The following is a 26,035-nucleotide window of genomic DNA, read 5'->3' on the forward strand; positions in this document are numbered from 1 at the left end:
CAGAAAGTGATTTTCAGACGCAAGCTACACGGTCCTTTCATCTCCCCAGAAAACCAGGCAGACGGTGCCGGGACCGGTATGGGAACCAATGACAGTGCCGATATCCACGATGAAAACCTTTCCGTTTAATTGGGGGAAGGTTTCCTCCACCAGGCCGGCCACTGCACCGGCATCCTCGGGACAGGAAGATTGGGACAGGAAGCATTTGCCGTTATAGGCAGTGCCCTGTTGTGCGTGTTCCTTCATCCGCTCCACCATTTCGCGGATCACGCGCTTCTTGCCCCGGTACTTGTCACGGGGAATCAGTTTGCCCTCCACATTCACATTCATCAGGGGACATATGTTGAGCATATTGCCAAAGAAGGCAGCTGAGGCAGAGATGCGTCCGCCCCGTCTTAAATGGGTCAAATCAGAGGTGAAGAACCAATGATGGACTCTTTTTTTATTCTCCTCAATCCAGAACACAAGTTCTTCGTATTCCGCACCTGCCTGCATCTTCTCCCAGGCCGTGTCCACCAGAAGTCCGTAGCCCGCGGATGCGCAGCAGGAGTCAATGACGGCAATCCGCCGGTCCGGATAACGCTCCAGCATCTCATCCCTGGCAATGACCGCCGAATTATAGGTGCCCGATATGCCGGAGGAGAGAGTCATATGGATGATATCCCTTCCTTCTTTTAATATGGGCTCAAACATGGCTTCGTATTGTTCCGGGTTCACCTGGGACGTGGTGGGCATGGCGCCCTGTCTGATGTTCTCGTAAAAATTCTCAATGGAAATGGACTTTCCCAGGTCGTCGTCATATTCCATGCCGTTCATACGGAAATGAAAGCAGGAGTAGGGGATGCCTCTCTCCGTCAGATAAGACGCCGGCAGATCGGCTGTGGAACAGCAGGTAATCATATAGGAATTCGTCATGGTTTGCTCCTTCTAATGTGGGAAAATTTAGCTGTCTTGTGTTGAAAAAAGTATAGCATGCCAGGGGTGCGGTGTCAAATGCAGTGGAAAAACAGAAGGAACTGTGCTATGATGTAGGTTGTGTCAAGACAGATTTACGTATATCCATGGAAAGGAATGGTAACCATAATGTATAAATGCTGTATATTCGACCTGGACGGGACCCTTGTAAATTCTATCTATGCCATCCAGAAGTCTGTGAATGATACCCTGAGTTATTGGAACATGCGTGAAATCAGTGTGGAGGAGAGCCGGCTCTATGTGGGAGACGGTTATAAGAAGCTGCTGGAGCGGTCCCTTATTGCCTGCGGGGATAAGGAGCTGGCCCATTATGATGAAGCGGTGGATCGGTATCAGGATATATTCCGGAAATGCTGCATGTACCGTGTGGAGGCATACGAGGGTATCAGGGAGCTTTTGGAGTTCTTAAAGTCACAGGGCATTTTGATTGCCGTGCTGTCCAACAAGCCACATCCCAGGACCCTGGACAATGTGGAGGGCGTGTTTGGAAAAGGCTATTTTAATCTGGTCTACGGCGAGAGGGAGGATAAGGGAATCAGGAAAAAGCCCTGCCCTGACGGCGTATGGGCCATAGCGGAGGAACTGGGACTTTCAAAGAGTGAAATCCTCTATCTGGGGGACACCAACACGGACATGGAGACCGGGGACAATGCAAAGGTGGATACAGTGGGCGTGACCTGGGGATTTCGGACCAGGGAAGAACTTATGGCCTTTCATCCGGCGCTTATTGCGGACCATCCGTCCCGGGTTGTTCAGTATATAAAGGATGTGAATGGAATTGAGTGACAGAATGCCCGTGGGATACAGGGGGATTACGTGGCTCATGGCACTGCTTGGCGCCGTGGTCATGGTTATAAGTATATGGGGATGCGCTGCCGGACAGAGACCGCCTGAATCAGAAAACACAACTGTCCTCAGCCAGGAGGGCAAGGATGAACGCCTACTCGTGGTGACTACCATCTTTCCCTACTATGATTTTGTGCGTCAGATTGCGGGGGACAGGGTGAAGCTTAAGCTGGTGGTGCCCGCGGGTATGGACAGCCATTCCTTTGAACCTACGCCCGCAGATATGATCGCCATGCAGGAGGCCGATGTGCTGATTTGCAACGGCGGCGAGATGGAGCAGTGGGTGAAGAAGGTGCTTGGCTCCCTGGACACCAGCCACATGAAGGTTTTGACCATGATGGATTATGTGGATGTGGTGGAGGAAGAGCATGTGGAAGGCATGGAGGAGAACGAACACCACCATGAGGACGTCTATGAGGAGGATGGTCATGAGAAGGATGACCATGAGGAGGAAGACGGCCATGAGATGCACATTGAATACGATGAGCATATATGGACCTCGCCGGTCAACGCTCAGGCCATCGTAAAAATCATAAGCCGGACCCTGGCGGAGGCGGCCCCTGGGGAGCAAAGCCGCTTTGAGGCCAATACCCAGGCGTATTTGCAGGAGCTTGAGGACTTGGACAGCCAGTTCAGACAGGTGGCAGACCAGGGACGCCTCCACATGATTGTGGTGGCGGACAAGTTTCCTTTCCGTTATTTCGCGGATGAGTACGGCCTTTCCTACCGCGCTGCCTTTTCCGGGTGCAGCGGGGACACGGAGCCCAGCGCCAGTACCATTGCCTATCTGATAGACAAGGTAAAAGAGGACCGGATTCCGGCCGTCTATTACCTGGAACTTTCCAGCCACAGGACAGCGGAAATCATTCAGGAGGAAACAGGGGCAGCGCCCCTTCTTCTCCATTCCTGCCACAACGTGACCAGGAAGCAGTTCGACGAGGGCGTCACCTATCTCCAGCTCATGAGACAGAATGTGGAGAACCTGCGGTATGGGCTGGAATAACCTGAGCCGGAACAACCAATGTAAAAGAGGTAAAATATGTCACCATTAATTCAATGCCAGCATGTGGATTTCGGATATGATAACCAGGATGCTGTAATCGATGTAAATATGGAAGTGGACCCGGGGGATTATCTGTGTATCGTGGGTGAGAACGGCTCCGGCAAGAGTACTCTGATGAAGGGGCTTTTGGGCTTAATCAAGCCTGCCGGCGGGAAGCTTGTAACGGCGGAGGAGCTAAAGAGGACCGGTATCGGTTATCTGCCCCAGCAGACTGCCGCTCAGAAGGATTTTCCTGCCACTGTCTCAGAAGTGGTATTAAGCGGCTGCTTAAACCGCAGGGGAATGCTTCCGTTTTATTCTAAGAAAGAAAAAGAGATTGCGGACAGGAACATGGAGAAGCTGGGTATTACGCCCCTCAGAAAGCAGTGCTACCGGGAGCTGTCCGGCGGGCAGCAGCAGCGGGTGCTCATAGCCAGGGCCCTGTGCGCCACCAGATCCCTGCTGATATTGGACGAGCCCATCACGGGGTTAGATCCCACGGCTATTCAGGAGTTTTACGCCATGATCCGGAGGCTGAACCGGGAGGATAAGGTGGCCATCCTTATGGTGTCCCATGACCTGAGAAACGCGGTGGAGGAGGCAAATAAAATACTTCACCTGCAAAAAAGGGTCCTGTTTTACGGACCGGCCCATGACTATATGAACAGCCAGGCAGCCGGTCATTTTTTCCATGAGAAGGAGCAGGGCAGATGCAAGCCAACAGCCGGATGCCACGCGGTGAAGCTGCATATGCACAAGGAGGAAAAATCATGAATCTGATACGTGAAATGCTTTCCTATCCGTTTCTGGTGAGGGCTCTTGCGGGCGGCATGATGGTATCCCTGTGCGCCTCTCTGCTGGGGGTGAGCCTGGTGCTCAGGCGGTACAGTATGATTGGGGACGGATTGTCCCATGTATCCTTTGGAGCCCTGTCCATTGCCCTGGCCATGGGCTGGTCCCCTCTCAGGATATCCATTCCCGTGGTGGTGCTGGCCGCCTTTTTCCTGCTCCGGATTACGGAGAACAGCCGGATTAAAAGCGATGCAGCCATTGCCCTTATATCAGCCAGCGCCCTGGCGTTAGGAATCATTGTCACCTCACTGACAACGGGCATGACCACGGACGTCAGCAGCTATATGTTCGGGAGCATCCTGGCCATGAGCAGGGAGGATGTATGGCTCAGCGTGGTGCTGTCCCTGGTAGTGCTGGGGTTGTTTGTGATATGCTACAACCGCATATTTGCGGTGACCTTTGACGAGAATTTTGCCAAGGCAACAGGGGTCAATGTGGGCCGCTACAATATCATCATAGCCGTTCTCACGGCAGTGACCATTGTACTGGGAATGAGGATGATGGGGGCCATGCTCATCTCCAGCCTCGTGATATTTCCCTGCCTTTCCTCCATGCGGGTATTCAAAAGCTTCGGAGGCGTCATGGTGTCCTCAGGTATCCTGTCCCTGGCCTGCTTTTTCGCGGGCATGGTGGCATCCTACCAGTTTTCCATACCGGCCGGGGCCAGCGTGGTGGTGGTGAACCTGTGCGCCTTCCTGCTGTTTATGGCGTGGCAGTCACTGGGCCGCCTGAGAGGCTGATGTCTCCGGCCGGCTGTTTTACCGGCCGGTTATTTCACCGGCCGGTAATTTCCTGTTTTTCAGTAGACAGTCCGGGGCTAAAGTGCTAAAATGCTCTTTATGCGGAGCGATTCGCCATAAAAATAACTTGTGGGATTTAAAATGAGGGGAACATGAATGAGAAGTTGTTTGGAAAAAAACCAAAACATTACCGTTTAAAAAAACATATATCACAGACCCAGTTCATTGCCTATGGATTTTTCCTGATCATCATGACAGGCAGCCTGCTTCTGATGCTTCCCATTGCCAGCAGGGATGGTCAGAGCGAGCCTTTCCTCAACTGTCTGTTTACGGCCGCCAGCGCTTCCTGCGTGACGGGACTGGTGGTGGCGGATACCTGGACCCAGTGGAGCCTGTTCGGCCAGATGGTGCTGCTGGTGCTGATTCAGCTGGGCGGTCTGGGATTTATCAGCATCGGCATTTTCCTTTCCATTGTGCTGAGAAGGAAAATCGGGCTTAAGGAGCGGGGGCTTATGCAGGAAAGCGTCAACACCCTGCAGATTGGCGGCATGGTGAAGCTGGCTAAGAAAATCATTATCGGCACAGCTATATTTGAGGGGGCAGGCGCTGTCATACTGTCCTGCCGGTTTATTCCGGAGTACGGTCTGGTCCGTGGTACCTGGTATGGAATATTTCATTCTGTTTCAGCCTTCTGCAACGCGGGCTTTGACCTGATGGGACACACCAGCCAATATATTTCCCTCTGCAATTATGAGGGGGACTGGGTGGTCATAGGAACCATATCCTTCCTGATTATCACGGGCGGCATCGGATTCATTGTCTGGGATGATTTGTCCAGGAAGAAACTGGATTTCCGCCACTACATGCTTCACACCAAAATCGTGCTGGTTACAACGGCGGTACTTCTGATCACAAGCACCATACTCTTTTACCTGATGGAGCGTGGCAATATCCTAGTGGGACTGAATGGTTCCGAGACATTCCTGGCCTGTTTCTTCAGCGCGGTCACTCCCAGGACAGCGGGATTCAACAATGTAGACACGGCGGCCCTGACAGACGGGAGCAAGTTCCTGTCAGCCATTCTCATGTTTATCGGAGGAAGTCCGGGGTCCACGGCCGGCGGTATCAAGACAAGTACCCTGGCAGTGCTTCTGCTTTACGTCCATTCCAATATCCGCCAGACATACGGGGTGGAGATATTCGGAAGAAGGCTGGAGGACGAGTCCATCAGGCAGTCAGCCTGTATCCTGACCATCAACCTGGGGCTGATGCTGGCAGCCACCATAGCCATTATGGTATCCCAGAACCTGCCCATGTCGGATGTGTTCTTTGAGACGTGTTCGGCCATTGGAACCTCAGGAATGAGCACGGGAGTTACCAGGAGCCTGAACTCATTTTCGCGGATTGTTATTATACTGCTTATGTACTGCGGACGAATCGGAAGCTTGTCCTTTGCCCTGGCATTTACCAGGTCCAACCGCAAGCCCCATGTGCAGCTGCCGGCAGAGCGGATTACCATAGGATAGAGAGGGGTATTAGAAATGAAATCAATACTTGTTATCGGAATCGGAAGGTTTGGCCAGCACCTGTGTGAGAATCTGGCCAAGCATGATAATCAAATCATGGCAGTGGACATATCGGAGGAAAAGCTGGAGCCTGTCCTGCCCTATGTGGTCAGCGCCAAGATTGGAGACTGTACCAATGAGGCAGTGCTTAAGAGCCTGGGAATCGGCAATTTCGATATCTGCTTCATATGTATTGGGAATAATTTCCAGAACAGTCTGGAGGTTACCAGTCTGATTAAGGAGATAGGGGCAAAGTACGTTGTCAGCAAGGCTAACCGAGATATTCACGCCAGACTGCTGCTAAAGAACGGAGCGGACGAGGTGGTCTATCCGGACCGGGATGTGGCCGAGAAGGTGGCGGTGCGTTACAGCGCCAACAATGTGTTTGATTATACGGAACTGGCAGACGGTATTTCCATCTACGAAATCAAACCCCTTCCCCAGTGGGTGGGAAAGAGCATAAAGGATTCCGATATCCGTCGGCTGTACGGCATATCGGTCATTGCGGTGAAGAGTCCGGACGGACACATGAGGTTCATGCCCGGCGCCGACCATGTCATAGCAGGTGATACCCACCTGATGGTGATTGGAAAACAGGAGGATGCGGAGAAAATCGTGAAGCATCTCACCAAGAATGTATAAGAAGGATGACAAGTCCAGCGGATAATCTGGCCGGAGGAATGGCTGCCTGTGCTGACAGGCTGCTGTTTTCTCCGGCTTTTTTCTTTCTCCGGCTTTTTTCGCGGTGGTTGTAAGTCTGCCAAAGAAGACTGGAGGATGATTTCCTTAAGTGTTAATTGTAAGACAAATTTTTGACAATACATCCGAAACATTATTGCCGGTATAAGGTTTTTTTAGTATAATTATGCTATATGAAACTAGAAAAATACGCGCTAGTTGGAAGTTATACATAATGAAAAGGTGGTGCATACTGTGAAAGAACTGTCAATAGGACAGATGGCCCGGCTGAACGGGCTGTCAGAGCAGGCATTGAGGCTATATGACAAGGCAGGGCTGTTTTCACCCATGTACCGGGATGCGGAAAATGGATACCGTTACTACGATATCCGCCAGAGCGCCCAGCTGGATATGATTCAGCACATGAAGGCTCTGGGCATGTCGCTGAAGGATATCAGGGAGCAGCTGACTCATTTTGAACTTGACATGTTCAAGACAATCCTGCACCGGAACCTGGAGGAGCTGGAGTTAAGATCCAGGGAGCTGATGTACCAGAGAAGGGCCATAGAGCGGACACTTGAAAGCTATGAATGGTATGAAAACGCGCCGCCGGACGGAACCATTGTACTGGAATACATACCCGGGAGACTGACGTATATGACGGATTCTGGGGTGAATTTCTATGATTATGACATTGATGTGTATGAAAAGATACTGAGGGATTTGAAGGAGAACCTGATTGCAAACCAGCTCTCCCCCATCTATTTTTACAACGCAGGCACCGTGATGCGCAGGGAATATCTGATGGAGAGGAAGTATTATTCCACGGAAATATTTGTGCTGGTGGACCGGGGCTTTGTAAAAGACAGCCTGATTACGGAGATACCGGCCAGTACATACCTGTGCATTTACTGCAATGGCTTTGAAAAGGAAAAGGAGTATATGGGCCGTCTGGTGGAGGAAATCAGGACAAGGGATTACCAGGTGACAGGCGACTACATCTGCGAGGTGGTGGCGGAGGTGCCCATGGATATGCAGGAGAGAGGTATGTTTCTGCGCCTTCAGGTGCCGGTATCTTTCAGGAAAAATAACCCTTGACCTGATACCGTGTATAAGCTTTATACTATTAACAGAAGCTAATAACACGTAACTTATTTTCAGGAAAGGGGTTTAAGAACCATGATGAATTGCGAGAAAATCCGTGTGGTACAGTATGGCTGCGGCAAGATGGCCAAGTACATTCTGCGCTATCTCTATGAGAAGGGAGCTGAGATTGTAGGGGCAATCGATGTGAATCCGGCCGTGGTAGGAATGGACGTAGGTGACTTTGCGGGGCTTGGGACAAAGCTGGGCGTGGTGATAAGAGACGACGCCGACGCGGTCCTGGACGAGTGCGACGCTGATATTGCCATTATAACCCTGTTCAGCTTCATGACGGACGTATATCCCCATTTTGAGAAGTGCGTGTCCAGAGGAATCAATGTAGTAACCACCTGCGAGGAGGCTATCTATCCATGGACCACGTCCTCAGCCATCACCAACAGGCTGGATAAGCTGGCCAAGGAAAACGGCTGCACCGTTGTAGGCGCCGGTATGCAGGACATTTTCTGGATTAACATGATTGGCTGTGTGGCAGGAGGTGTACACCGCATAGACAGGATTGAGGGAGCCACCAGCTATAACGTTGAGGATTACGGGCTGGCCCTGGCAAAGGCCCACGGCGTGGGGCTTACGGCGGAGGAGTTTGAGGCCCGGATTGCTCATCCGGAGACACTGGAGCCCTGTTATGTCTGGAATTCCAATGAAGCTCTGTGCAATAAGATGGGATGGACCATCAAGTCCCAGTCACAGAAGTGCGTGCCTTATTTTTACCCCACGGACTTGTATTCAGAGACCATGGGAACGACCATACCAAAGGGAAACTGCATCGGCATGAGCGCCGTGGTGACCACCGAAACCTTCCAGGGGCCGGTTATTGAGACTCAGTGCATCGGTAAGGTATACGGGCCGGATGACGGTGATTTGTGCGACTGGAAAATCATAGGAGAACCGGACACCACGTTCTTTGTGCAGAAGCCGGCCACCGTGGAGCACACCTGCGCCACGATTGTAAACCGCATTCCGACCATCCTAAACGCGCCGGCAGGTTATATTACGGTGGAGAAGCTGGAGGTTGTGGAGTATCTTTCCTATCCGATGCATATGTATTTGGATATTTAAGAAGGAGCAAAGAATGGGCTAGAGCCCCGCGGAATCGGGACAACAGCCAGGCAGGCATGAGGGTCTGCCTGGCTGTTTGCTGTGGTGCGCCTGGCGGCGCACGTTTCTAACGGGTGAAAGTCCTGAATCCACCTGGTAGCGGGAAGGATATAGCCGAAGGCAAGGGTGTTGCAGGTGACTGCAAATCTGAAGGAAGCCGGATGTGGGGAACGAACCCATGGGCAAACCTCTGGTCTGACGGACAGAAACCGTATAGAAGGCTGTACATGAGGGTAAGTCTGCAACACAAGATGAAGCCCGATAGCTACACGGAATCGTGTACAGTAAATGCGGCAGATAGATGGAGGGAAAGAAACGTGTGGTACCCAGGGAGGTCTGTACGGAATGCTCTGAAAGGAGTAACCATTGCCGAGAGGTAATGCTGAGCGTACAGAAGTCAGCAGAGGTCATAGTAGCTGTTTTCAGTGAAGGACCGAATCAATAGGAGTCTTTAGTACGACAGGGAAAGGAGGAATGGGCAGATGGGTACAGAAAACAGAGAAAGCTGCTCGCAAAGAGATAGCGCGGAACGCAAAGGGTATGTGAGAGCGCACCGCTCATTCAACCGGATATGGAAGGAAAGAGACAGTGCAGAGCCAGACATCTTAAGTAAGATACTGAACAAGGAAAATCTGAACAGGGCTTACAAAAGAGTGAAGGCAAACAAGGGAGCGCCGGGAGTGGATGGAATGACCATTGAAGCGGCGTTACCATGGCTGAGGGAGAATAACTATTATAACTCAATTTTAATAAGTTTACATTATTATCCTGAAAACCAAGGGAAACGTGCGCCCAAAGCACGGACACGTAAGCCAAGAAATCAGATTACTACCAATGCTTAAATTGTAAGCTTATTTAAATCGAGTTATACTATGAACTGGTAGAGAGAATCAGGAAGGGGAAGTATACCCCATCTCCAGTCAGGCGTGTGGAGATTCCGAAGCCGGAGGGAGGGATACGAAAGCTTGGTATCCCCACCGTAATAGACCGTATCATCCAGCAGGCAATGCTTCAACAGCTCATGCCAATCTACGAACCATTGTTCTCGAAAGACAGCTTCGGCTATCGTCCGGGACGAGGAGCAAAAGACGCCATTCTCAGGATAAAGGAGTATATCGAACAGGGATACACGAGGGCAGTAGTTCTCGACTTATCGAAATACTTTGATACGCTGAACCATACGATACTGCTGAACCTGTTGAGGAAACAAGTAAAAGACGAAAGAGTGGTGCAGATGGTGAAGCGGTACCTGAAAAGTGGAGTGATGGAAAACGGTGTTGTGACAGAAACGAAGGAAGGCTCCCCGCAGGGAGGAAATCTATCCCCACTCTTAGCAAACGCGTATCTGAATGAGTTCGACTGGGAGTTCCACAGACGGGGCGTACCGTGTATCCGCTATGCAGACGACATCGTACTGCTGGCAAAGAGCGAACGGGCGGCAGAACGACTGCTGGAATCCAGCACGAAATATCTGGAGGCAAGGCTGAAACTGAGAGTGAATCGGGAAAAGAGCCGAACGGTCAGTGTGTTCGCAATCCAAAATTTTAAGTTCCTTGGTTTTTGTTTTGGGAAGAACGGAACAGGGACCTATATCCGTGTCCATGGAACGTCATGGAAGAAAGCCAAGGAGAAACTGCGCAGGCTTACTTCCCGGAGCAGGTGCGGGAGTATCATCCGAACCAAGGAAAAGATAAAAGTCTACATGAGAGGATGGCTGAACTACTATGGGATAGCGGACATGAAGAAAAACATCGAAAGCCTGAATGGATGGTTGTACCGCCGGATACGGATGTGTATCTGGAAACAGTGGAAACTGCCCAAAACCAGAATGAGGAAACTCATAGGACTGGGAGTAGACAGCCATTATGCGGCAACAATAGCCTACGACCGCAAGGGATACTGGTTCAATGCCGGAAACAAGGCGGTCAACTGGGCATTAAGTAAAGAAAGACTGATAAACTGGGGCTTTTATGACTTAGCCGCAGCCTATCAGTCTCTGCACACCAACTATTGAAAGCGCCGTATACGAGAACCGTACGTACGGTGCTGTGAGAGGACGGCGGTTAATCACCGCCTCCTACTCGATTTTTATCAAAAACTCTTACATAACCCTTTGGAACGGTTAAAATATGGGTAAAATGAAAGTGTGATACAGCAGAATAGAAACAGAATGACAATAGAATAGGGCCATATGTCTTGACTTTATCCAGTGAATGTGCCACAATATTCAATTGACAGGCTTTACAACCAGGGCTTTGTCAGGACGGGGCGGCGGATGGTTTTGCTTGCTTTAGAGCCTGGCAGGGCTTCTGATATTGAGAAAGAGGGAAAGAATAAAATGACAAAGATTGATATTATCTCCGGATTCCTGGGAGCTGGCAAGACCACGTTCATTAAGAAGCTCCTGGAGGAGGCCATTTCCGGAGAACAGGTTGTCCTGATTGAGAATGAGTTTGGCGAGATTGGAATTGACGGCGGTTTTCTGAAGGATTCAGGCATTGAAATCCGGGAGATGAATTCAGGCTGCATATGCTGCTCCCTGGTAGGCGACTTCGGCACATCCCTGGCTGAGGTGCTGACACAATACAAACCGGAGCGTATCATCATTGAGCCATCCGGCGTGGGCAAGCTGTCAGATGTGATGAAGGCAGTCATTGACGTATCGGCTGACATGGATGTGGAGCTAAACAGCGCTGTGACCATTGTGGATGCGGCAAAATGCAAGATGTACATGAAGAATTTCGGAGAGTTCTTCAATAACCAGATAGAGAATGCGGGAACCATCGTACTGAGCCGTACGGACATTACCGATGCTTCTAAGATACAGAAGGATGTGGAAATGATTCGGGAGAAGAACGCCAATGCTGTCATCATCACCACTCCTTTGGGCCAGCTTGGCGGAAGCCAGCTTCTGGAAATTATTGAGAAGAAGGATACCATGCTGGATGATTTGCTGGCAGAGGTGCGGGAGAGCCGCCATGTCCATGACCACGGTGAGGAGAGCTTTGCTCATCACCATCATGACCACGACGGGGAATGCTGCGGGCACCACGACCATGACCATGGTGAGGAATGCCACGACCATCACCACGATGGCTGCGGCTGCGGTCATGACCACCACGACCATCACCATCATCATGCGGACGAGGTGTTTACCAGCTGGGGAATGGAAACCATTGTACCGGTGACCTATGAACAGCTGGAGGATATCCTGAAGCGCCTTTCCTCCACCAGGGAGTTGGGAGATGTGTTAAGGGCCAAGGGCATGCTCCCCACAGAGAATCCCGGCGAGTGGCTGTATTTTGATCTGGTGCCGGAACAGTATGAAATCCGCCAGGGCAAGCCGGATTATACAGGCAAGGTATGCGTGATTGGCGCCAGCCTGAAAGAGGAAGAGCTGAACAGCGTATTCGGCAGAGGCTGATTGGATAAGGGGAAACAGACATGGCTTATGAGATAGAAGACGATATCATGCCCTTGTTTTTGATCAATGGTTTCCTGGAGGCCGGTAAGACCCAGTTTCTGGATTTTACCATGCAGCAGGACTATTTTAAAACAGAGGGAAAGACCCTCCTCATTGTGTGTGAGGAAGGTGATACGGAATATGACGAGAAAAAGTTAAAGAAGAATAAAACGGCAGCGGTGTTTGTGGATGACATGAAAAAGCTGACTCCCCAGTATCTCAATGAACTGGAGGTTATCTATCAGCCGGAACGTGTGCTGATGGAGTGGAACGGCATGTGGAACCAGGATGATTTAAAGCTGCCGGATGACTGGACCATTTATCAGCAGATTACCATTATTGACGGTTCTACCTTTGAGCTCTACGTGCAGAATATGAAGCCGCTTCTGGGGGCCATGCTGCGGGGCTCGGAGCTGGTCATCGTGAACCGGTGCGACGGAATTCCGGACGACAAGCTGACCGCGTACCGCAGGACCATACGTGCCATGAGCCGGGAAAGCGAGATTGTCCTGGAGGACAAGGAGGGGGAAATTGAACAGGCTGCTCTGGAAGAGGACCTCCCCTATGACCTTGGCGCGGATGTAATTGAAATTAAGCCCGAGGATTACGGTATTTGGTATATTGACTGTATGGACCAGGCAGAGCGCTATAAGGACAAGGTGGTGGAATTCACTGCCATGGTTCTTAAGTCTCCCAAATTCCCCAAGGGCCAGTTTGTGCCTGGCCGCATGGCCATGACATGCTGCGAGGCGGACATGACGTTTCTGGGCTTCATGTGCAAATGGCCCGGAGCGGAGGATTACAAGACAAAGCAGTGGGTAAAGGTCCGGGCAAAGATAGGCATTGAATACCAGAAGGATTATCACGGTGAAGGGCCTGTCCTTTATGCCGAACATGTGGAACGGGCAGAAGAGATAAAGGACGTTGTGCAGTTTTAGGAATAATAATTTACAGTTTTGGTACTGGCCTTAGGGGCATTGAGAAACAGCAGCGGAACGGGGAATCCTGTATGGGAGGGATGCGGCCGGCTGCTGTTTTTAGCATCACATCCATTCCATATCCGATTTTATATCGCATTCAAAGCCGGCCAGAACCGGCTAAAACCGACAAGAAACCGCAGGACATTTATCTTGCAAAATCCGGGAAAGTCCATTACAATATAAGGAAAGGGCTTTCGCAAAAAACTGAAGCAGAATAAGGGGTGAAAGTACAGAAGCGTTAATCCATAAAAGGGGTGAAGGGATGAATATTTATGATATTGCGGCCGAGGCGGGGACTTCCATTTTCACGGGTGCTCAACAATAAGGGGAATGTGAATCCCAAGATAAGGGACAGGGTGGAGGCGGTTCTTAAAAAGTATGACTATAAGCCCAGCGCCATAGCCAGGGGCATGGTTTCCAAGACCATGAAGAATATTGCCATCCTGACGGTGGATGTGCGGGTGACGCATTATGCAAGGATGATATACGTGATTGAACAGGAATTCAGCAATCTGGGATACAATGTTTCCGTGTGCAATACAGGCGGCTCCGTACAGGAGTGCGACCGGTATTTTGAGATACTGTCAGAGAAGCAGACGGACGGAATTGTGCTTATTGGATCTGTATTCAATGAACTGATAAAATATCCTGAGATTACTGCCAAGATAAAGGATACGCCTGTAGTCATTGCCAACGGACAGGTGAAGCTGCCTAATTTTTATTCGGTTCTGGTAGATGATACAAAGGCAATCCGCATGGCTTCGGATTATATGTTTGACCATGGGCGCATGGATTTGTTCTATGTCTTTGACATTGCCACGGACAGCGGCAGGGCAAAGCGGCAGGGCTTTTTGGAGGCCATGAAGCTGAGGGATGTGCCTGACGGAAACGACCGGGTGGTGATTGTGGACGAAAGCAGTTTGGAGGGCGGAAGAAATGCCGCCGGAAAGATTCTCTCTACCGGCATGCCGGTCAACGGGGTGATATGTGGTGAGGATATCACAGCCATCGGCCTCATGAAGGAATTTAAGGAAAGGGGATACCGGGTGCCGGAGGATATAGCCATTACCGGCTGTAATAATTCGCCGGATTCCAGAATATGCGAACCTGAGCTGGCTACCCTGGACAACAAGCCGGAGCTTTTGGGCGGAATGTGCGCTTCCCTTCTCAGGGACAGGATGGAAGGAAAGGAGTCGGCCACAAGCGTGGCCATCCAGCCGGAGCTGGTGGTGCGGGGGTCCGCGTCATTTTGAGAGAGCGGATAAGCCGGCGCTGCATTGCGGCGGTTCCCGCGGATATCAGACGCCCGGTCTGCGTATATCCACACGGCATACAGCCGGCTGTGCTGTGGGCTGAGGCCGGCAGGGGGGAATCTGCTTTTGTGATTTGTTTTTGTAATATGCAATTGCCCATATAACGCGGTACAGGGCTCGGTATAACTGTATATAGAAAAGCGCTTTTTTATAATTGGAGTTGGTAAAAACAAAGTTATGTTTGTTCCGGCTCCTTTTAGTTTTGCCAAAATGAGAAAACGCTTTTATAAAGAATAAAAAACACAATTATAATGCACAAAAAAACAATGGATAAATAGTACATTATGCATAAAAATAAAGGGGATACACACTTGAATATTGACACAAATCTGATTGATGTTATAATGGTGTCATGAGAAAGCGCTTTCTTAAAAAAGAAAGCTAATATAAAAGGAGAGAGCCATGAGAGTACAGTATGAGGATTTGTTAAAGAAGTTTCAGGGGATTTTGGAGAGCAGAGGTTTTTCAGGAAAGCATGCAGAGGACGCGGCCACCGTATTTGCAAACAATAGCCTGGACGGCGTATATTCCCACGGTGTGAACCGCTTCCCCAGGGTGGTGGAATATCTGGATAAGGGAGAAATTGATTCCGGAGCCATTGCATCCTGTGAATCCTCCATGGGAGCCATTGAGCGATGGAACGGCCACAGAGGCTTCGGCCCCCTCAATGCAAAGCTGGCCATGGACCGGGCCGTGGAGCTGGCAAAGGAGTACGGCGTGGGCGTGGTGGCCCTTGGAAATAATAACCATTGGATGCGCGGCGGCAGCTACGGCTGGCAGGCAGCGGACAAGGGATGCATCGGTATCTGCTGGTCCAACACCATGCCCAACATGCCTGCCTGGGGCGGAAAGGACAGAAAGATCGGAAACAATCCATTTATCATGTCTATTCCCAGAAGCAGCGGGAAACATGCCGTGATTGACTGCGCTGTATCCCAGTTCTCTTACGGAAAGATTGAGGAAGCAAAGCTGAAGGGACAGCAGCTTCCGGTTCCCGGCGGCTATGATACAAAGGGCAACCTGACCACAGACCCGGCTGAGATTGAGAAGACATGGAGGGTGCTTCCCATGGGATACTGGAAGGGCAGCGGCATCTCCATTGCGCTGGACCTGATAGCAACTGTTCTGACAAACGGCAATTCCGTGAGCAGGATTGGCACCTTTGGAGACGAGGTGGGACTGAGCCAGATTATGATAGCCATTGACCCCTTAAGATTCAACACTCCGGAGGAAACGGACTCCATAGTGGATGAAATCCTGGCAGACATCAAGTCCTCAGAGCCAATCAGAGAGGGCGGGGAGGTGTATTATCCGGGAGAACTGGAACTTATCACCAGGGAAAACAATACAAGGGACGGAATTCCGGTCATTGACGAGGTATGGGAAACGCTTAACAGCCTTGAGCGCTAGAAGGTAACGTTTAAGAGCAATATAGAGGGGAGATTTAACTCATGGAATATATCATAGGAATACTGATTTTAGCATCGTTCTTTGGCCTGGCCGTCTACGCGGCCAGGGGCGGCAACCTGATGATGGGAATGCTGGTTATGGCCATTCTCTGGACCATTCTTCCCATGACCGGCAACCTTCTGGCGTCCAATCCTGATTTTATCGCGGCAAATGGGGACAGCATCCGGATCACATGGATACAGGCATTTTCCAAGGTGTTCCAGAGCGGTCCTGAGGGATGGGGCTCAGTGCTTGTGAATGTAGTGTTTGGCGCGTGGTTCGGGCGGGTGCTGTTAGAAACAGGCATCGCGGCAACCCTTATCCGCAAGACCACGGAGCTGGGCGGTGACAAGCCGGCCATCACCTGCATTCTCTTATGCATTGTTACGGCTGCCATATTTTCCTCCCTGTTTGGGGCGGGCGCAGTGGTGGCCATCGGCGTTATCATCCTTCCCATCTTTATGTCCCTGGGAATTCCCAAGGTGCTGTCCGTTGTATCCTTCATGCTGAGCATCGGCGCGGGCATGTTTTTGAACCCGGTGCTCTTCGGGCAGTACACCGCATTCTTTCTGGATGGGGACGGCAAGGTTCTGTACCCCTATGAGCAGTATGTGAAATGGGGCGGCATTGCGCTGGCAGTACAGCTGGTATTTATCATCATCCTGATTCTGTTCTGCATGAGAAAGAAATCGGTTCACTCCTGGGCAGCCAGAAGACCGGTCCGGCGTAAACTGGATTTTGCTCCCACGCCGTCCCTGCTGACACCCTTTATCCCTGTGTTCCTTCTGATTGTATTCAAGGTTCCCATTATCATGGGCTTTCTGATCGGCGGCTTCTATGCGCTGTTTGTATGCGGAAAACTAAAAAGCTTCCGGGCTGCCTGCAGGACCTTTAACAAGGACTTCTTTGACGGCGTGGTGGACACGGCTCCCCTGGTAGGGTTCCTGCTGGTGGTCCCTATGTTCAACAAGGCGGCGGAGCTGTGCATCCCCTATTTCAATGCGCTGCTGGGCAATATCATTCCACACAGCACCTTATTTATCACCGTTATCTTCTGTGTGCTGGCGCCGCTTGGAATGTTCAGGGGCCCCTTCACCCTTTACGGCTGCGGCGCGGCCACCCTGGGCATCCTAAAGGGGGTAGGCTTTGAGGTGGCCTTCCTGGCTCCACTGATGATTGCCGCCACCACGGTTATGAACGTGTCCTGCTGCATCACCCAGTCATGGATTGTATGGGGCATCAGCTACGCAAAGGTATCTACCAAGGAATTCTTAAAGATGAGCGTGGTGTGCGGCTGGATTATCTGCTGCATCCTGCAGGTTATTACATTTATCATGTTTGGTTAACGGGAGGAGAAGAAACATGGGAAACAGACTGGTGAGAATGGGAATCGATGTTGGAGGAACCCATACAAAGGCGGTTGCGATTGACAACGCCACACATGAAATCATAGGAAAATCTTCTGTCAAGACCACACACGATGACAGATACGGCGTGGCGGCCGGCGTGGTGAAGGCATTCCAGAACTGCTTAAGGGAAAATGATATTGCCCCTGAGGATGTTATTTTCGTGGCCCACAGCACTACCCAGGCCACCAATGCCCTGATAGAAGGGGATGTGGCCTGCGTGGGCGTGCTGGGCATGGGGCCAGGAGGAATGGAGGGCTTTCTGGCAAAGCACCAGACCCGCCTTAAGGATATCGACCTGGGATCCGGCAGAAGCATCCGGATAAAGAACCGCTATTTGAGCGACAGTGAAGAGGACGAGGATACGGTCAGGAAGGCGGTAAAGGAGCTTAAGGCGGAGGGCGCCCAGGTACTGGTGGCATCAGATGCTTACGGGGTGGACGACATTGCCGGGGAACAGTTTGTGTTTGAGATTGCCCACGATGAGATGGGCATGGAGACAACCGTTGCCTCGGACATTACCAAGCTCTACGGCCTGACCAGACGGACCAGGACAGCGGCCATCAACGCCAGCATCCTGCCAAAGATGCTGAACACGGCCAACTCCACTGAGGAGAGTGTCAGGAAGGCCGGCGTGGATGTGCCTCTCATGATTATGCGCGGAGACGGCGGCGTCATGGAAATCAATGAGATGAAGAAGCGGCCGGTACTGACCATGCTTTCCGGCCCGGCTGCCAGCGTCATGGGCTCTCTCATGTACTTAAGGGCGTCCAACGGCGTGTACTTTGAGGTGGGGGGCACCACCACCAATATCGGCGTTATCAAGAACGGACGCCCTGCCATTGATTACTCTGTGGTGGGCGGGCACAGGACATATATCAGTTCCCTGGATGTGCGGGTGCTGGGCGTTGCAGGAGGAAGCATGATTCGGGTGAACAAGAGCGGCGTCCACGATGTGGGTCCCCGTTCCGCCCATATTGCGGGGCTGGATTACGCCGTATTTACGGATGAGGATGAAATCGCGGAGCCCCGGCTGGAGTTCTTCTCCCCGAAGGAGGGGGATCCGGAGGATTACGTGGCCATCCGTTTAAAGAGCGGCAAGCGCATCACCGTCACCAACAGCTGCGCGGCCAATGTGCTGGGCCTGGTGAACCCAAAGGACTTTTCCTACGGAAATGTGAATGCGGCCAGAAAGGCCATGAAGCCCATTGCCGATTATCTGCACACCACGGTGGAGGATGTGGCTGCCCAGATTCTCACCAGGGCCTATGAGAAGATCGAACCCATTATCATGGAGCTGGCTGACAAGTACCGCCTGGAGCACGATCAGATATCCCTTGTGGGCGTGGGCGGCGGCGCCACATCCCTGATTGGGTTCTGCGCCAATAAGATGAATATTAAGTACAGCGTGCCTGAGAATGCAGAGGTCATTTCCTCCATCGGCGTGGCCCTGGCCATGGTCCGGGATGTGGTGGAGCGGGTGGTTCCCAATCCCACGCCTGAGGATATAAGGAGCATTAAGGGGGAGGCTGCGGAAAAGGCGGTGGAGAGCGGCGCCGCGCCCGGTTCCGTGGAGGTCCACATTGAAATTGACCCCCAGACCTCCAAGCTCACTGCCATTGCCATGGGTTCCACGGAGGTCAAGACAACGGACCTGCTTAAGGAGTGCACCGAGGAGGAGGCCAGGAACCTGGCGGCAGAGGATTTAAGGGCAAAACTGGGAGAACTGAACCTGGTGGGCCAGACGCCTAACTTCTATGTCTATAATATGGACAGCAGAGGACGCAGACCGTTGCGTATTCTGGATAAGAAGGGATTTATCAAGGTACAGAGGACGGATGGGAAGGCAGTCCTTGCCAAGGCGTCCTCATACCGCAGCATTGTTTCCGGGATGTGGGAGGAAATGGCCATTTTCAAGGCGGATGCCATTCTGCGGCCCGACTACTATCTGTGCGTGGGAGCCAGAGTCATGGACTTTAACGGCACAGGCGAGCTGGAGCAGATTCTCATGCTGATGGATGTGGAAATGCAGATGGTGGACCCGTCGGAAGATATTGTGATTGTCGGAGCGAAGAATCAGTTGTAGAATAGAAGAGGACGGGCGAGGAGGAGGTATTGGGGTGAAGAGAGAGGACGGAAGAAAGCTGCTGCACGCTTTTTTTGGAAACAGCAGGGAAATGGCAGGAGAGCAAAGGGTCATGATGAAACAGATGGCGGCTCCCACAAGGGAACGGTCCCTGTATTCCATGATGGAACACCTTCTGTCCCTGGATGATTCGGTCTGGCACCTCTACGCCTGGTCCAGGGATCCTCTGGAAGGAAAGTTTACCAGGGAACAGAAGCTGGCATACGGCTCCAGGGCAGCAGAGTGCGGGCGGAATGAGGCGGAGCTGCTTAAAAAGGGGGCAAATGTCTGGGATATTGCCGCCCGGATGGGCCTTAAGGTATCCACGCCCCAGGTGCCGGTGGGCGGAGGCCATGTGATTTTCGCCCAATACCGGGAACCGGATTCCGTCACCATTTATATGGACAGCGCCAGGCGGGCGCAGGAGCTGATTCGGAGAGAAAGGCTGGAGGGGCTTCTGGGTAAACAGGCGGTGGAGGATGTACTGCTGGCCCATGAGCTGTTCCACGTGACGGAGTACAGGAAAAAGGATACCATATATACCCGGACAGAAAAGGTGGAGCTGTGGAGAAAGCCATTTTCCAACCGTTCCCGTATGATATGCCTGGGAGAGATTGGGGGCATGGAGTTTGCCCGCCGCCTGACCGGAATCCCCTATACTCCATATGTCCTGGATGTGCTGCTCATGTACGGCTATGACAAGGAGGCAGCCACGGCCCTCTATGAAGAGATCGCGGCATTTGCCGGAGACGGTAAAGGAAAGGAAGGTTGATATGCTGGCCACAAGTATTGATTTAATCCAGAAATATGATTACCTGGAAGAAAAATTCAAAAAAGGCTATGAGTTCTTAAGAAAAACGGATTTAAAGGCGCTGCCCCTGGGCCGCGCTGACATTGACGGGGATGAGGTCTTTGCTTCGGTGCAGGAATATACCACCATGCCCGCGGATACCTGCAAGTATGAGTCCCACAACCGGTATTTTGATATACAGTATGTGGTGGAAGGCCAGGAGCAGTTGGGCTACGTCAAACGCGCGGGGCTTTTGGAGGATGCTCCTTACAATGAGGCGGACGATATTGTGTTTTTTAAGGAACCGGAGCAGGGCGGGACCATCCTCCTGGAGGCTGGGGACTGCGCCGTGGTAGCCCCTGAGGACGCCCACAAGCCCAGATGCGTTGCAGGCGCGCCCTGTAAGGTGCGTAAGATTGTAGTGAAGGTCAGGGTTTAGGAATTATACCGGGCCTCATTGCTTCCCTCTGTCATATTCGGCTGTGCCGGTGCATATGTACCTATTACCGGTACGGCGTTGATACGGGATAGGGCGGAGGGATTTGTTATGGGATATGGATTGGCACTGGCAGGCGGCGGAACCAGAGGAGCGGCCCATGTGGGGGTGTTTAAAGCCCTTGTGGAGGCGGGACTGCGCCCTGATGCAGTGGCCGGAGCCAGCGCAGGGGGAATTGTGGCAGGGCTGATCGCTTCCGGAATGCCCGTGTCACAAATGGAACAGGCAGTGCTTCACCTTGAGAAACACGGAGGTGATTATCTGGACCCGGATTACAGCGGCCTGCTGGCATTCATGCCTCAGCTGCTGGCCGGAAAGGGTGTAAGCCTGTCCGGCCTTATTAAAGGAGATAAGCTGCTGGATTATTTTTTTCAGCTGACCGGCCGGAGGCATATGGATGAGACTGTGCTTACGTTGGTCATACCGGCAGTGGACCTGGTCAGCGGAAATACCATCTGCTTTACAAACAGCGACCAGGTACGGGAGATGGAGCGCGTGACATGGGAATGGAACGGATATCTGTGTGAAGCCATGATGGCCGGAGCCAGTGTGCCTGCCATATTCGCTCCCAGGAAGGTGGGGCGGTATCTTCTGGTGGACGGAGGCGTCACGGATATACTGCCGGTAAATCTTCTGCAGGCAGCCGGTATCCAGGATGTGCTGGCGGTGGACATCGCAGGGGACTATGAAGCCCCTTCGGACCGTTCCGTCATGGAGGTGGCTTCCCACTCCTTTTCCATCATGAGCGGCCGCCTGAAGGAGTGCGCTTCCGCTGGGGAGATGCTGCTGAAGCCTCCCTTAAGTCCAAAGGCAGGTCTTCTGACCTTTGAACAGATGGGAGGATGTATGGAACAGGGCTATGAGTACACCAGGAAAATGCTTCCCCGGATACGCAAAGCCCTTAATAGAATGTGAAATTGTGTAAAAATAGCTATTTTAATCGGCTGTATGTCTGGAAAATTCATGAAAAAAGCGGAATTGGACCGTGAAAATCACTTCATTCCGGCATTTTCACGGGAACCGGCCCTAAAATTAGGATAAAAATCTATAGAGCCTCCATTGACACTAACTTTTATATCTGTTATAGTTAATAATCGTACGAAGCGAGAGGATGAAAGGCCCGAGACGTGCCTGTTTATCCCTCGTTTTTTTGTTCGCGTGGAGGACTTCGTTTCACGAAGAAACTAATAAATTGCGGTGCATGGTATGACGTATGCGTGGCAGCGGAGTCAGGGGATATGCACAAGGCGGCCTGCCGGAGGCTCTTTTATATGGAACGGCAGAGGAAGAAAGGATATTAACTTTATATGGAGACAGTTAAGTTTGACGAGTTACAATTAGACGAGCGGATTATCCGCGCCATCACAGAGATGGGGTTTGAAGAGGCATCGCCGATTCAGGCTCAGGCCATTCCGGTAGCCATGGAGGGACGGGACATGATTGGCCAGGCACAGACCGGAACAGGCAAGACAGCCGCCTTCGGTCTGCCTCTTCTTCAGAAGGTGGACCCGAAGGTGAAGAAGCTTCAGGCTATCGTGTTGCTTCCTACCAGGGAGCTGGCCATCCAGGTGGCGGAGGAGATGCGCCGTTTTGCAAAGTTCATGCACGGTGTGAAGGTGCTGCCTATATACGGCGGCCAGGATATCGTAAAGCAGATCCGTTCCTTAAAGGACGGAACACAGGTTATCGTGGGAACACCGGGCCGTGTCATGGACCATATGAGAAGGAAGACGATAAAGGCTGACCATGTTCTCACTGTGGTGCTGGATGAAGCGGATGAGATGCTGAATATGGGATTCCTGGAGGATATGGAGACTATCTTAAGTCAGCTGCCTGAGGAGCGCCAGACGCTGATGTTCTCAGCCACCATGCCCCAGGCCATTGCGGAGATTGCCAGGAAGTTCCAGAAGGATCCGGTGACGGTTCGCGTGATTAAGAAGGAGCTGACCGTGCCTAAGGTGACCCAGTACTATTATGAGGTTAAGCCGAAGAACAAGGTGGAGGTTATGAGCCGTCTGCTGGATATGTATGCGCCGAAGCTTTCCATTGTGTTCTGCAATACAAAGCGTCAGGTGGATGACCTGGTGCAGGAGCTGCAGGGAAGAGGATATTTTGCGGAAGGACTTCATGGAGATTTAAAGCAGGTCCAGCGTGACCGTGTCATGGACAGCTTCCGTAACGGGCGCACCGACATTCTGGTGGCCACGGATGTGGCTGCGAGGGGCATAGATGTAGGGGATGTGGAAGCTGTGTTCAATTATGATATTCCTCAGGATGACGAGTACTACGTACACCGCATCGGCCGTACCGGCAGAGCGGGAAGGGAAGGGAAGGCATTCAGCCTTGTTATGGGCAAGGAGGTCTATAAGCTCAGGGATATCCAGCGTTACTGCAAGACTAAAATCATTCCTCAGGCCATTCCGTCTTTAAATGATATCACGGAAATCAAGGTGGAGAAGATTCTGGACCAGGTGCAGGAAGTGTTAAATGACACGGATCTGACCAAGATGGTGAACATCATTGAGAAGAAGCTTATGGAGGAGGATTATACCTCCATGGATTTGGCCGCGGCCCTTCTCAGGATGAGTATGGGAGACGAGAGCGAAGACATCATCGACAGCTTTGAGACAGCCCGTTCTCTCGATGAACTGGACAGCTTTGGACGGGGAAGCAGCCGCGGCAGAGGCCGTGAGCGCAGCTCCTACGGAAACCGCCGCAAGGGAGCAACGGACCGCGCTGCTGTGGATTACGTGCTGGGCGAAGGGGACGAGAAGATGGCAAGACTGTTCATCAACATCGGCAAGGCCCAGAGAATCACCCCAGGAGACATTCTGGGAGCGGTTGCCGGGGAATCAGGAATTCCGGGACGCATGGTGGGAAGCATTGACATGTATGACGGATATACCTTTGTGGATGTGCCGGGACGCTATGCCGATGATGTGCTGAAGGCCATGGCCCATGCCAAGATTAAGGGAAAGAATATTCACGTGGAAAAAGCCAATACTAACAGAAGATAAGAGCGGGTCTTACAGACCCGTATGCTCACAGCCCGGCAGGACTTCTATCTGCCGGGCTGTGCCTGTATTTACATTTTTCCGGAGGTGTGATATGGTGAAGGTCAACAGGAAGGAGGCTGAGCCAATGAAGGAAGGATATGTGGACAACAGTTTTGCTTCCCTTTATTATAAGGAAATGGGCCAAGGGATGCCTCTCATCATGCTCCACGGCAATGGTGAGAGCCACGAGATATTTGCCAGGCTGTCAGAGCTTATGAGCCGGTATTACAGGGTGATTCTCATGGACAGCAGGGGCCATGGGTCCTCTCTTATGAGGGGAGATGCTGCCAGGGGAGAGCTGACCATCCCGGATATGGCGGCGGATGTGGTTCAGGTCATGGAATTCCTCCATGTGCCCAGGGCAGTGATACTGGGATTCAGCGACGGGGCAAACGTGGCCCTGGAGACGGCCAGCTGTTATCCGGGACGTGTGTCCGCCGTGGTGGCAGTCAGCGGAAATGCCCTGCCCAGAGGCATGAGCACTGCCTCGCTGTTGGAGGTGAAATTAAAATACGCCCTGTGGCGCGGTCTGGAGAAGGTACCGCTGCCGCGGGGCGTCAGGGATAAGGCGGTTAAAAGCCGCCAGCTGTTCGGCCTTATGGCCAGATGGCCCAGGCTGGACAAGGAGAAGCTGTCCTGCATCCAGGCGCCGGTCCTGATTCTTACGGGCCGCGGGGATATGATCCGCCCCCGCCACTCCCTGTGGATGGGGGAACAGATTCCCGATTCAAAGGTGGTGTTTGTCAAGGGAGCGGACCATTTTACCCTTCTTAAGAAGGAAAAGGCATATGGGGCCCACATTATGGCCTGGCTCAGGGAACGGGGGCTTTAAGAAAACAGGCCTATTGCCATTGATTGCTCAAAAACTCCACGATATCCGCTGCTTTAGGCGGGCAGCCGCCCAGGGTTTTGGCAAAGCAGGAGGTACATTGGCCCACGCCGATGGCGCCCTCCTGTCCCTTGTAGCCCTGGCCGATGCACACAGGAGGCAGGCCCTTTCTCAGATATCCCATGTCGTTGAGACGATCCAGGGCATATATAAGGGAACCGTAGCAGGCGCTGCACGCATTCTCCGGGGCCGTGTAGGCGGCCAGGTGCTGTACGCGCCTGGTCATGCGGAATTTGCTGTGGGCCTCTGTTGCCCTGTTCAGATAAATCATGTTGGCATGGGCCGTGTCCGTGCTTCCCACACCCAGGTTCCGGGCCATGGTTATGTAAGGCACATCGTCCACCGAGTAGCCCATGCAGTCGCATACAAAGGCGTCGCAGAGCACCGGATCTTTAAAGCCCAGCACACGGTTCATGACCACGGGATTGCCTCCCTCCTCAAAATCCAAATCACCGCAGATATTGTCCACCAGGATGAAGTCGTTGCGGGCAATGGTGTTTAGGTGGGCAATGGGCTTGTGAAGCCCCAGGGTGTGGAAGCGGCGCTTTTCCGAGTTGGGAATCACGCCCTTGTTGTTTTTCAGGGCGCAGGTCACGGTGGTCTGGCAGTGTCCCTTCAGCACGGGCATGTTTATCATGTAATCCACGGCAGCTGCCTTGTCGCACAGCTTGATTTTTATTCCTCCCGCATCGTATTCCTTCCAGGTATCGCGCTGCAAATCCACGAAGGGTACGCCGTACCGGCTGCACACCTGATGGTATCCTGCGGCCCGGAAGGCGTCTTCCGTGTGGTCTCCGACCCAGGAACCCTCCATGATGGTGATGTTTTGAAAGCCGTGTTCCTGGAGGTATTCTATGACACCGGCCAGCAGTTCGCCGTGGGTGGTGGCTCCGCTGGAGGGCGCCTTGGCAGTCACCAGATTGGGCTTTAATGCCACCTTTTTATTTGTATCACCAATATCTGCCGCCACGCCCGCCTGTTCCAGGACCCGCTTAGCCATGTTTTTGTAATCGGTTCCGTGTATGATGAAGATATCATTCTTTTCCATATATGAGATTTCCTTTCCTGTCCTTTGTGTATTTATTTCCCATTATAACCGTATAATATTGTT

At 52.1% G+C, this 26,035-nt stretch carries 20 protein-coding genes and 3 pseudogenes; 21 read left to right on the top strand and 2 right to left on the bottom strand.

Translation table 11 applies throughout. The annotated features are described in order from the left end of the window. Positions 1-24: 24 nt before the first annotated feature. Positions 25-915, bottom strand: coding sequence for a DegV family protein (locus LA360_RS00715; protein ID WP_022202770.1), 891 nt, complete (start codon positions 913-915; stop codon positions 25-27). Positions 916-1,083: 168 nt separating this feature from the next. Here LA360_RS00715 and LA360_RS00720 point away from each other — a divergent pair, with 168 nt between their 5' ends. The 21 genes and pseudogenes from LA360_RS00720 (at position 1,084) to LA360_RS00820 (ending at position 24,867) form a co-directional block, all read left to right on the top strand. Continuing rightward, positions 1,084-1,761, top strand: a complete 678-nt coding sequence (locus LA360_RS00720) for an HAD family hydrolase (protein ID WP_002587640.1) — start codon at positions 1,084-1,086, stop codon at positions 1,759-1,761. After that, complete coding sequence (locus LA360_RS00725; protein ID WP_057571567.1) at positions 1,748-2,824, top strand: metal ABC transporter substrate-binding protein; 1,077 nt, start codon at positions 1,748-1,750, stop codon at positions 2,822-2,824. The genes LA360_RS00720 and LA360_RS00725 overlap by 14 nt, the downstream gene beginning before the upstream one ends. A gap of 36 nt (positions 2,825-2,860) precedes the next feature. After that, a complete protein-coding gene (locus LA360_RS00730; protein ID WP_022202767.1) occupies positions 2,861-3,637 on the top strand; it encodes a metal ABC transporter ATP-binding protein in 777 nt (258 codons plus the stop codon). Next, the gene (locus LA360_RS00735; protein WP_002587643.1) at positions 3,634-4,455 is read left to right on the top strand and encodes a metal ABC transporter permease; all 822 of its coding nucleotides are present in this window, start codon (positions 3,634-3,636) and stop codon (positions 4,453-4,455) included. Before LA360_RS00730 ends, LA360_RS00735 begins: the two co-directional genes overlap by 4 nt. A gap of 152 nt (positions 4,456-4,607) precedes the next feature. Then, positions 4,608-5,981: a TrkH family potassium uptake protein gene (locus LA360_RS00740; protein WP_022202766.1), complete on the top strand. Its 1,374-nt coding sequence runs from the start codon at positions 4,608-4,610 to the stop codon at positions 5,979-5,981. A gap of 15 nt (positions 5,982-5,996) precedes the next feature. Beyond that, positions 5,997-6,662, top strand: a complete 666-nt coding sequence (locus LA360_RS00745) for a potassium channel family protein (RefSeq protein ID WP_022202765.1) — start codon at positions 5,997-5,999, stop codon at positions 6,660-6,662. A gap of 291 nt (positions 6,663-6,953) precedes the next feature. Beyond that, the gene (locus LA360_RS00750; RefSeq protein WP_112481838.1) at positions 6,954-7,796 is read left to right on the top strand and encodes a MerR family transcriptional regulator; all 843 of its coding nucleotides are present in this window, start codon (positions 6,954-6,956) and stop codon (positions 7,794-7,796) included. A gap of 81 nt (positions 7,797-7,877) precedes the next feature. Continuing rightward, on the top strand, positions 7,878-8,918 hold the full coding sequence (locus tag LA360_RS00755) for an NAD(P)H-dependent amine dehydrogenase family protein (protein ID WP_022202764.1): 1,041 nt from the start codon (positions 7,878-7,880) through the stop codon (positions 8,916-8,918). Positions 8,919-9,439: 521 nt separating this feature from the next. Next, positions 9,440-9,688, top strand: a pseudogene (locus LA360_RS00760) (group II intron reverse transcriptase/maturase); the annotation flags it as partial. Between the two features lie 143 nt (positions 9,689-9,831). Then, positions 9,832-10,971, top strand: a pseudogene (ltrA, locus tag LA360_RS00765) (group II intron reverse transcriptase/maturase); the annotation flags it as partial. Positions 10,972-11,295: 324 nt separating this feature from the next. Continuing rightward, positions 11,296-12,381: a CobW family GTP-binding protein gene (locus tag LA360_RS00770; protein ID WP_112481868.1), complete on the top strand. Its 1,086-nt coding sequence runs from the start codon at positions 11,296-11,298 to the stop codon at positions 12,379-12,381. 20 nt (positions 12,382-12,401) lie between these two features. Then, on the top strand, positions 12,402-13,358 hold the full coding sequence (locus LA360_RS00775) for a TIGR03943 family putative permease subunit (RefSeq protein ID WP_112481842.1): 957 nt from the start codon (positions 12,402-12,404) through the stop codon (positions 13,356-13,358). 304 nt (positions 13,359-13,662) lie between these two features. Then, positions 13,663-14,653 (top strand): annotated as a pseudogene (locus tag LA360_RS00780) (LacI family DNA-binding transcriptional regulator). A gap of 462 nt (positions 14,654-15,115) precedes the next feature. Further along, positions 15,116-16,123 (top strand): 3-dehydro-L-gulonate 2-dehydrogenase, encoded by a 1,008-nt coding sequence (yiaK, locus tag LA360_RS00785; protein ID WP_057571843.1) that lies wholly within the window; start codon positions 15,116-15,118, stop codon positions 16,121-16,123. 41 nt (positions 16,124-16,164) lie between these two features. After that, positions 16,165-17,508, top strand: a complete 1,344-nt coding sequence (locus LA360_RS00790; RefSeq protein ID WP_112481848.1) for a citrate transporter — start codon at positions 16,165-16,167, stop codon at positions 17,506-17,508. Positions 17,509-17,524: 16 nt separating this feature from the next. Next, positions 17,525-19,654: a hydantoinase/oxoprolinase family protein gene (locus tag LA360_RS00795; RefSeq protein ID WP_022202758.1), complete on the top strand. Its 2,130-nt coding sequence runs from the start codon at positions 17,525-17,527 to the stop codon at positions 19,652-19,654. A gap of 34 nt (positions 19,655-19,688) precedes the next feature. Continuing rightward, positions 19,689-20,465: a hypothetical protein gene (locus tag LA360_RS00800; protein WP_022202757.1), complete on the top strand. Its 777-nt coding sequence runs from the start codon at positions 19,689-19,691 to the stop codon at positions 20,463-20,465. 1 nt (position 20,466) lies between these two features. Next, on the top strand, positions 20,467-20,922 hold the full coding sequence (locus LA360_RS00805) for a NanQ anomerase/TabA/YiaL family protein (RefSeq protein ID WP_022202756.1): 456 nt from the start codon (positions 20,467-20,469) through the stop codon (positions 20,920-20,922). Between the two features lie 108 nt (positions 20,923-21,030). Next, positions 21,031-21,894, top strand: coding sequence for a patatin-like phospholipase family protein (locus LA360_RS00810; RefSeq protein WP_022202755.1), 864 nt, complete (start codon positions 21,031-21,033; stop codon positions 21,892-21,894). Between the two features lie 392 nt (positions 21,895-22,286). Then, entirely contained in the window at positions 22,287-23,996 is a 1,710-nt protein-coding gene (locus tag LA360_RS00815) for a DEAD/DEAH box helicase (RefSeq protein WP_022202754.1), read from the top strand. A gap of 91 nt (positions 23,997-24,087) precedes the next feature. After that, a complete protein-coding gene (locus LA360_RS00820) occupies positions 24,088-24,867 on the top strand; it encodes an alpha/beta fold hydrolase (RefSeq protein ID WP_022202753.1) in 780 nt (259 codons plus the stop codon). A 10-nt stretch (positions 24,868-24,877) separates the two neighbouring features. On the opposite strand, the gene LA360_RS00825 is transcribed toward LA360_RS00820, so the two are convergent. Next, on the bottom strand, positions 24,878-25,972 hold the full coding sequence (locus LA360_RS00825; protein ID WP_057571841.1) for a DUF362 domain-containing protein: 1,095 nt from the start codon (positions 25,970-25,972) through the stop codon (positions 24,878-24,880). Positions 25,973-26,035: the final 63 nt, after the last annotated feature.

The sequence above is a fragment of the Enterocloster clostridioformis genome (assembly GCF_020297485.1).
Classification (GTDB): domain Bacteria; phylum Bacillota; class Clostridia; order Lachnospirales; family Lachnospiraceae; genus Enterocloster; species Enterocloster clostridioformis.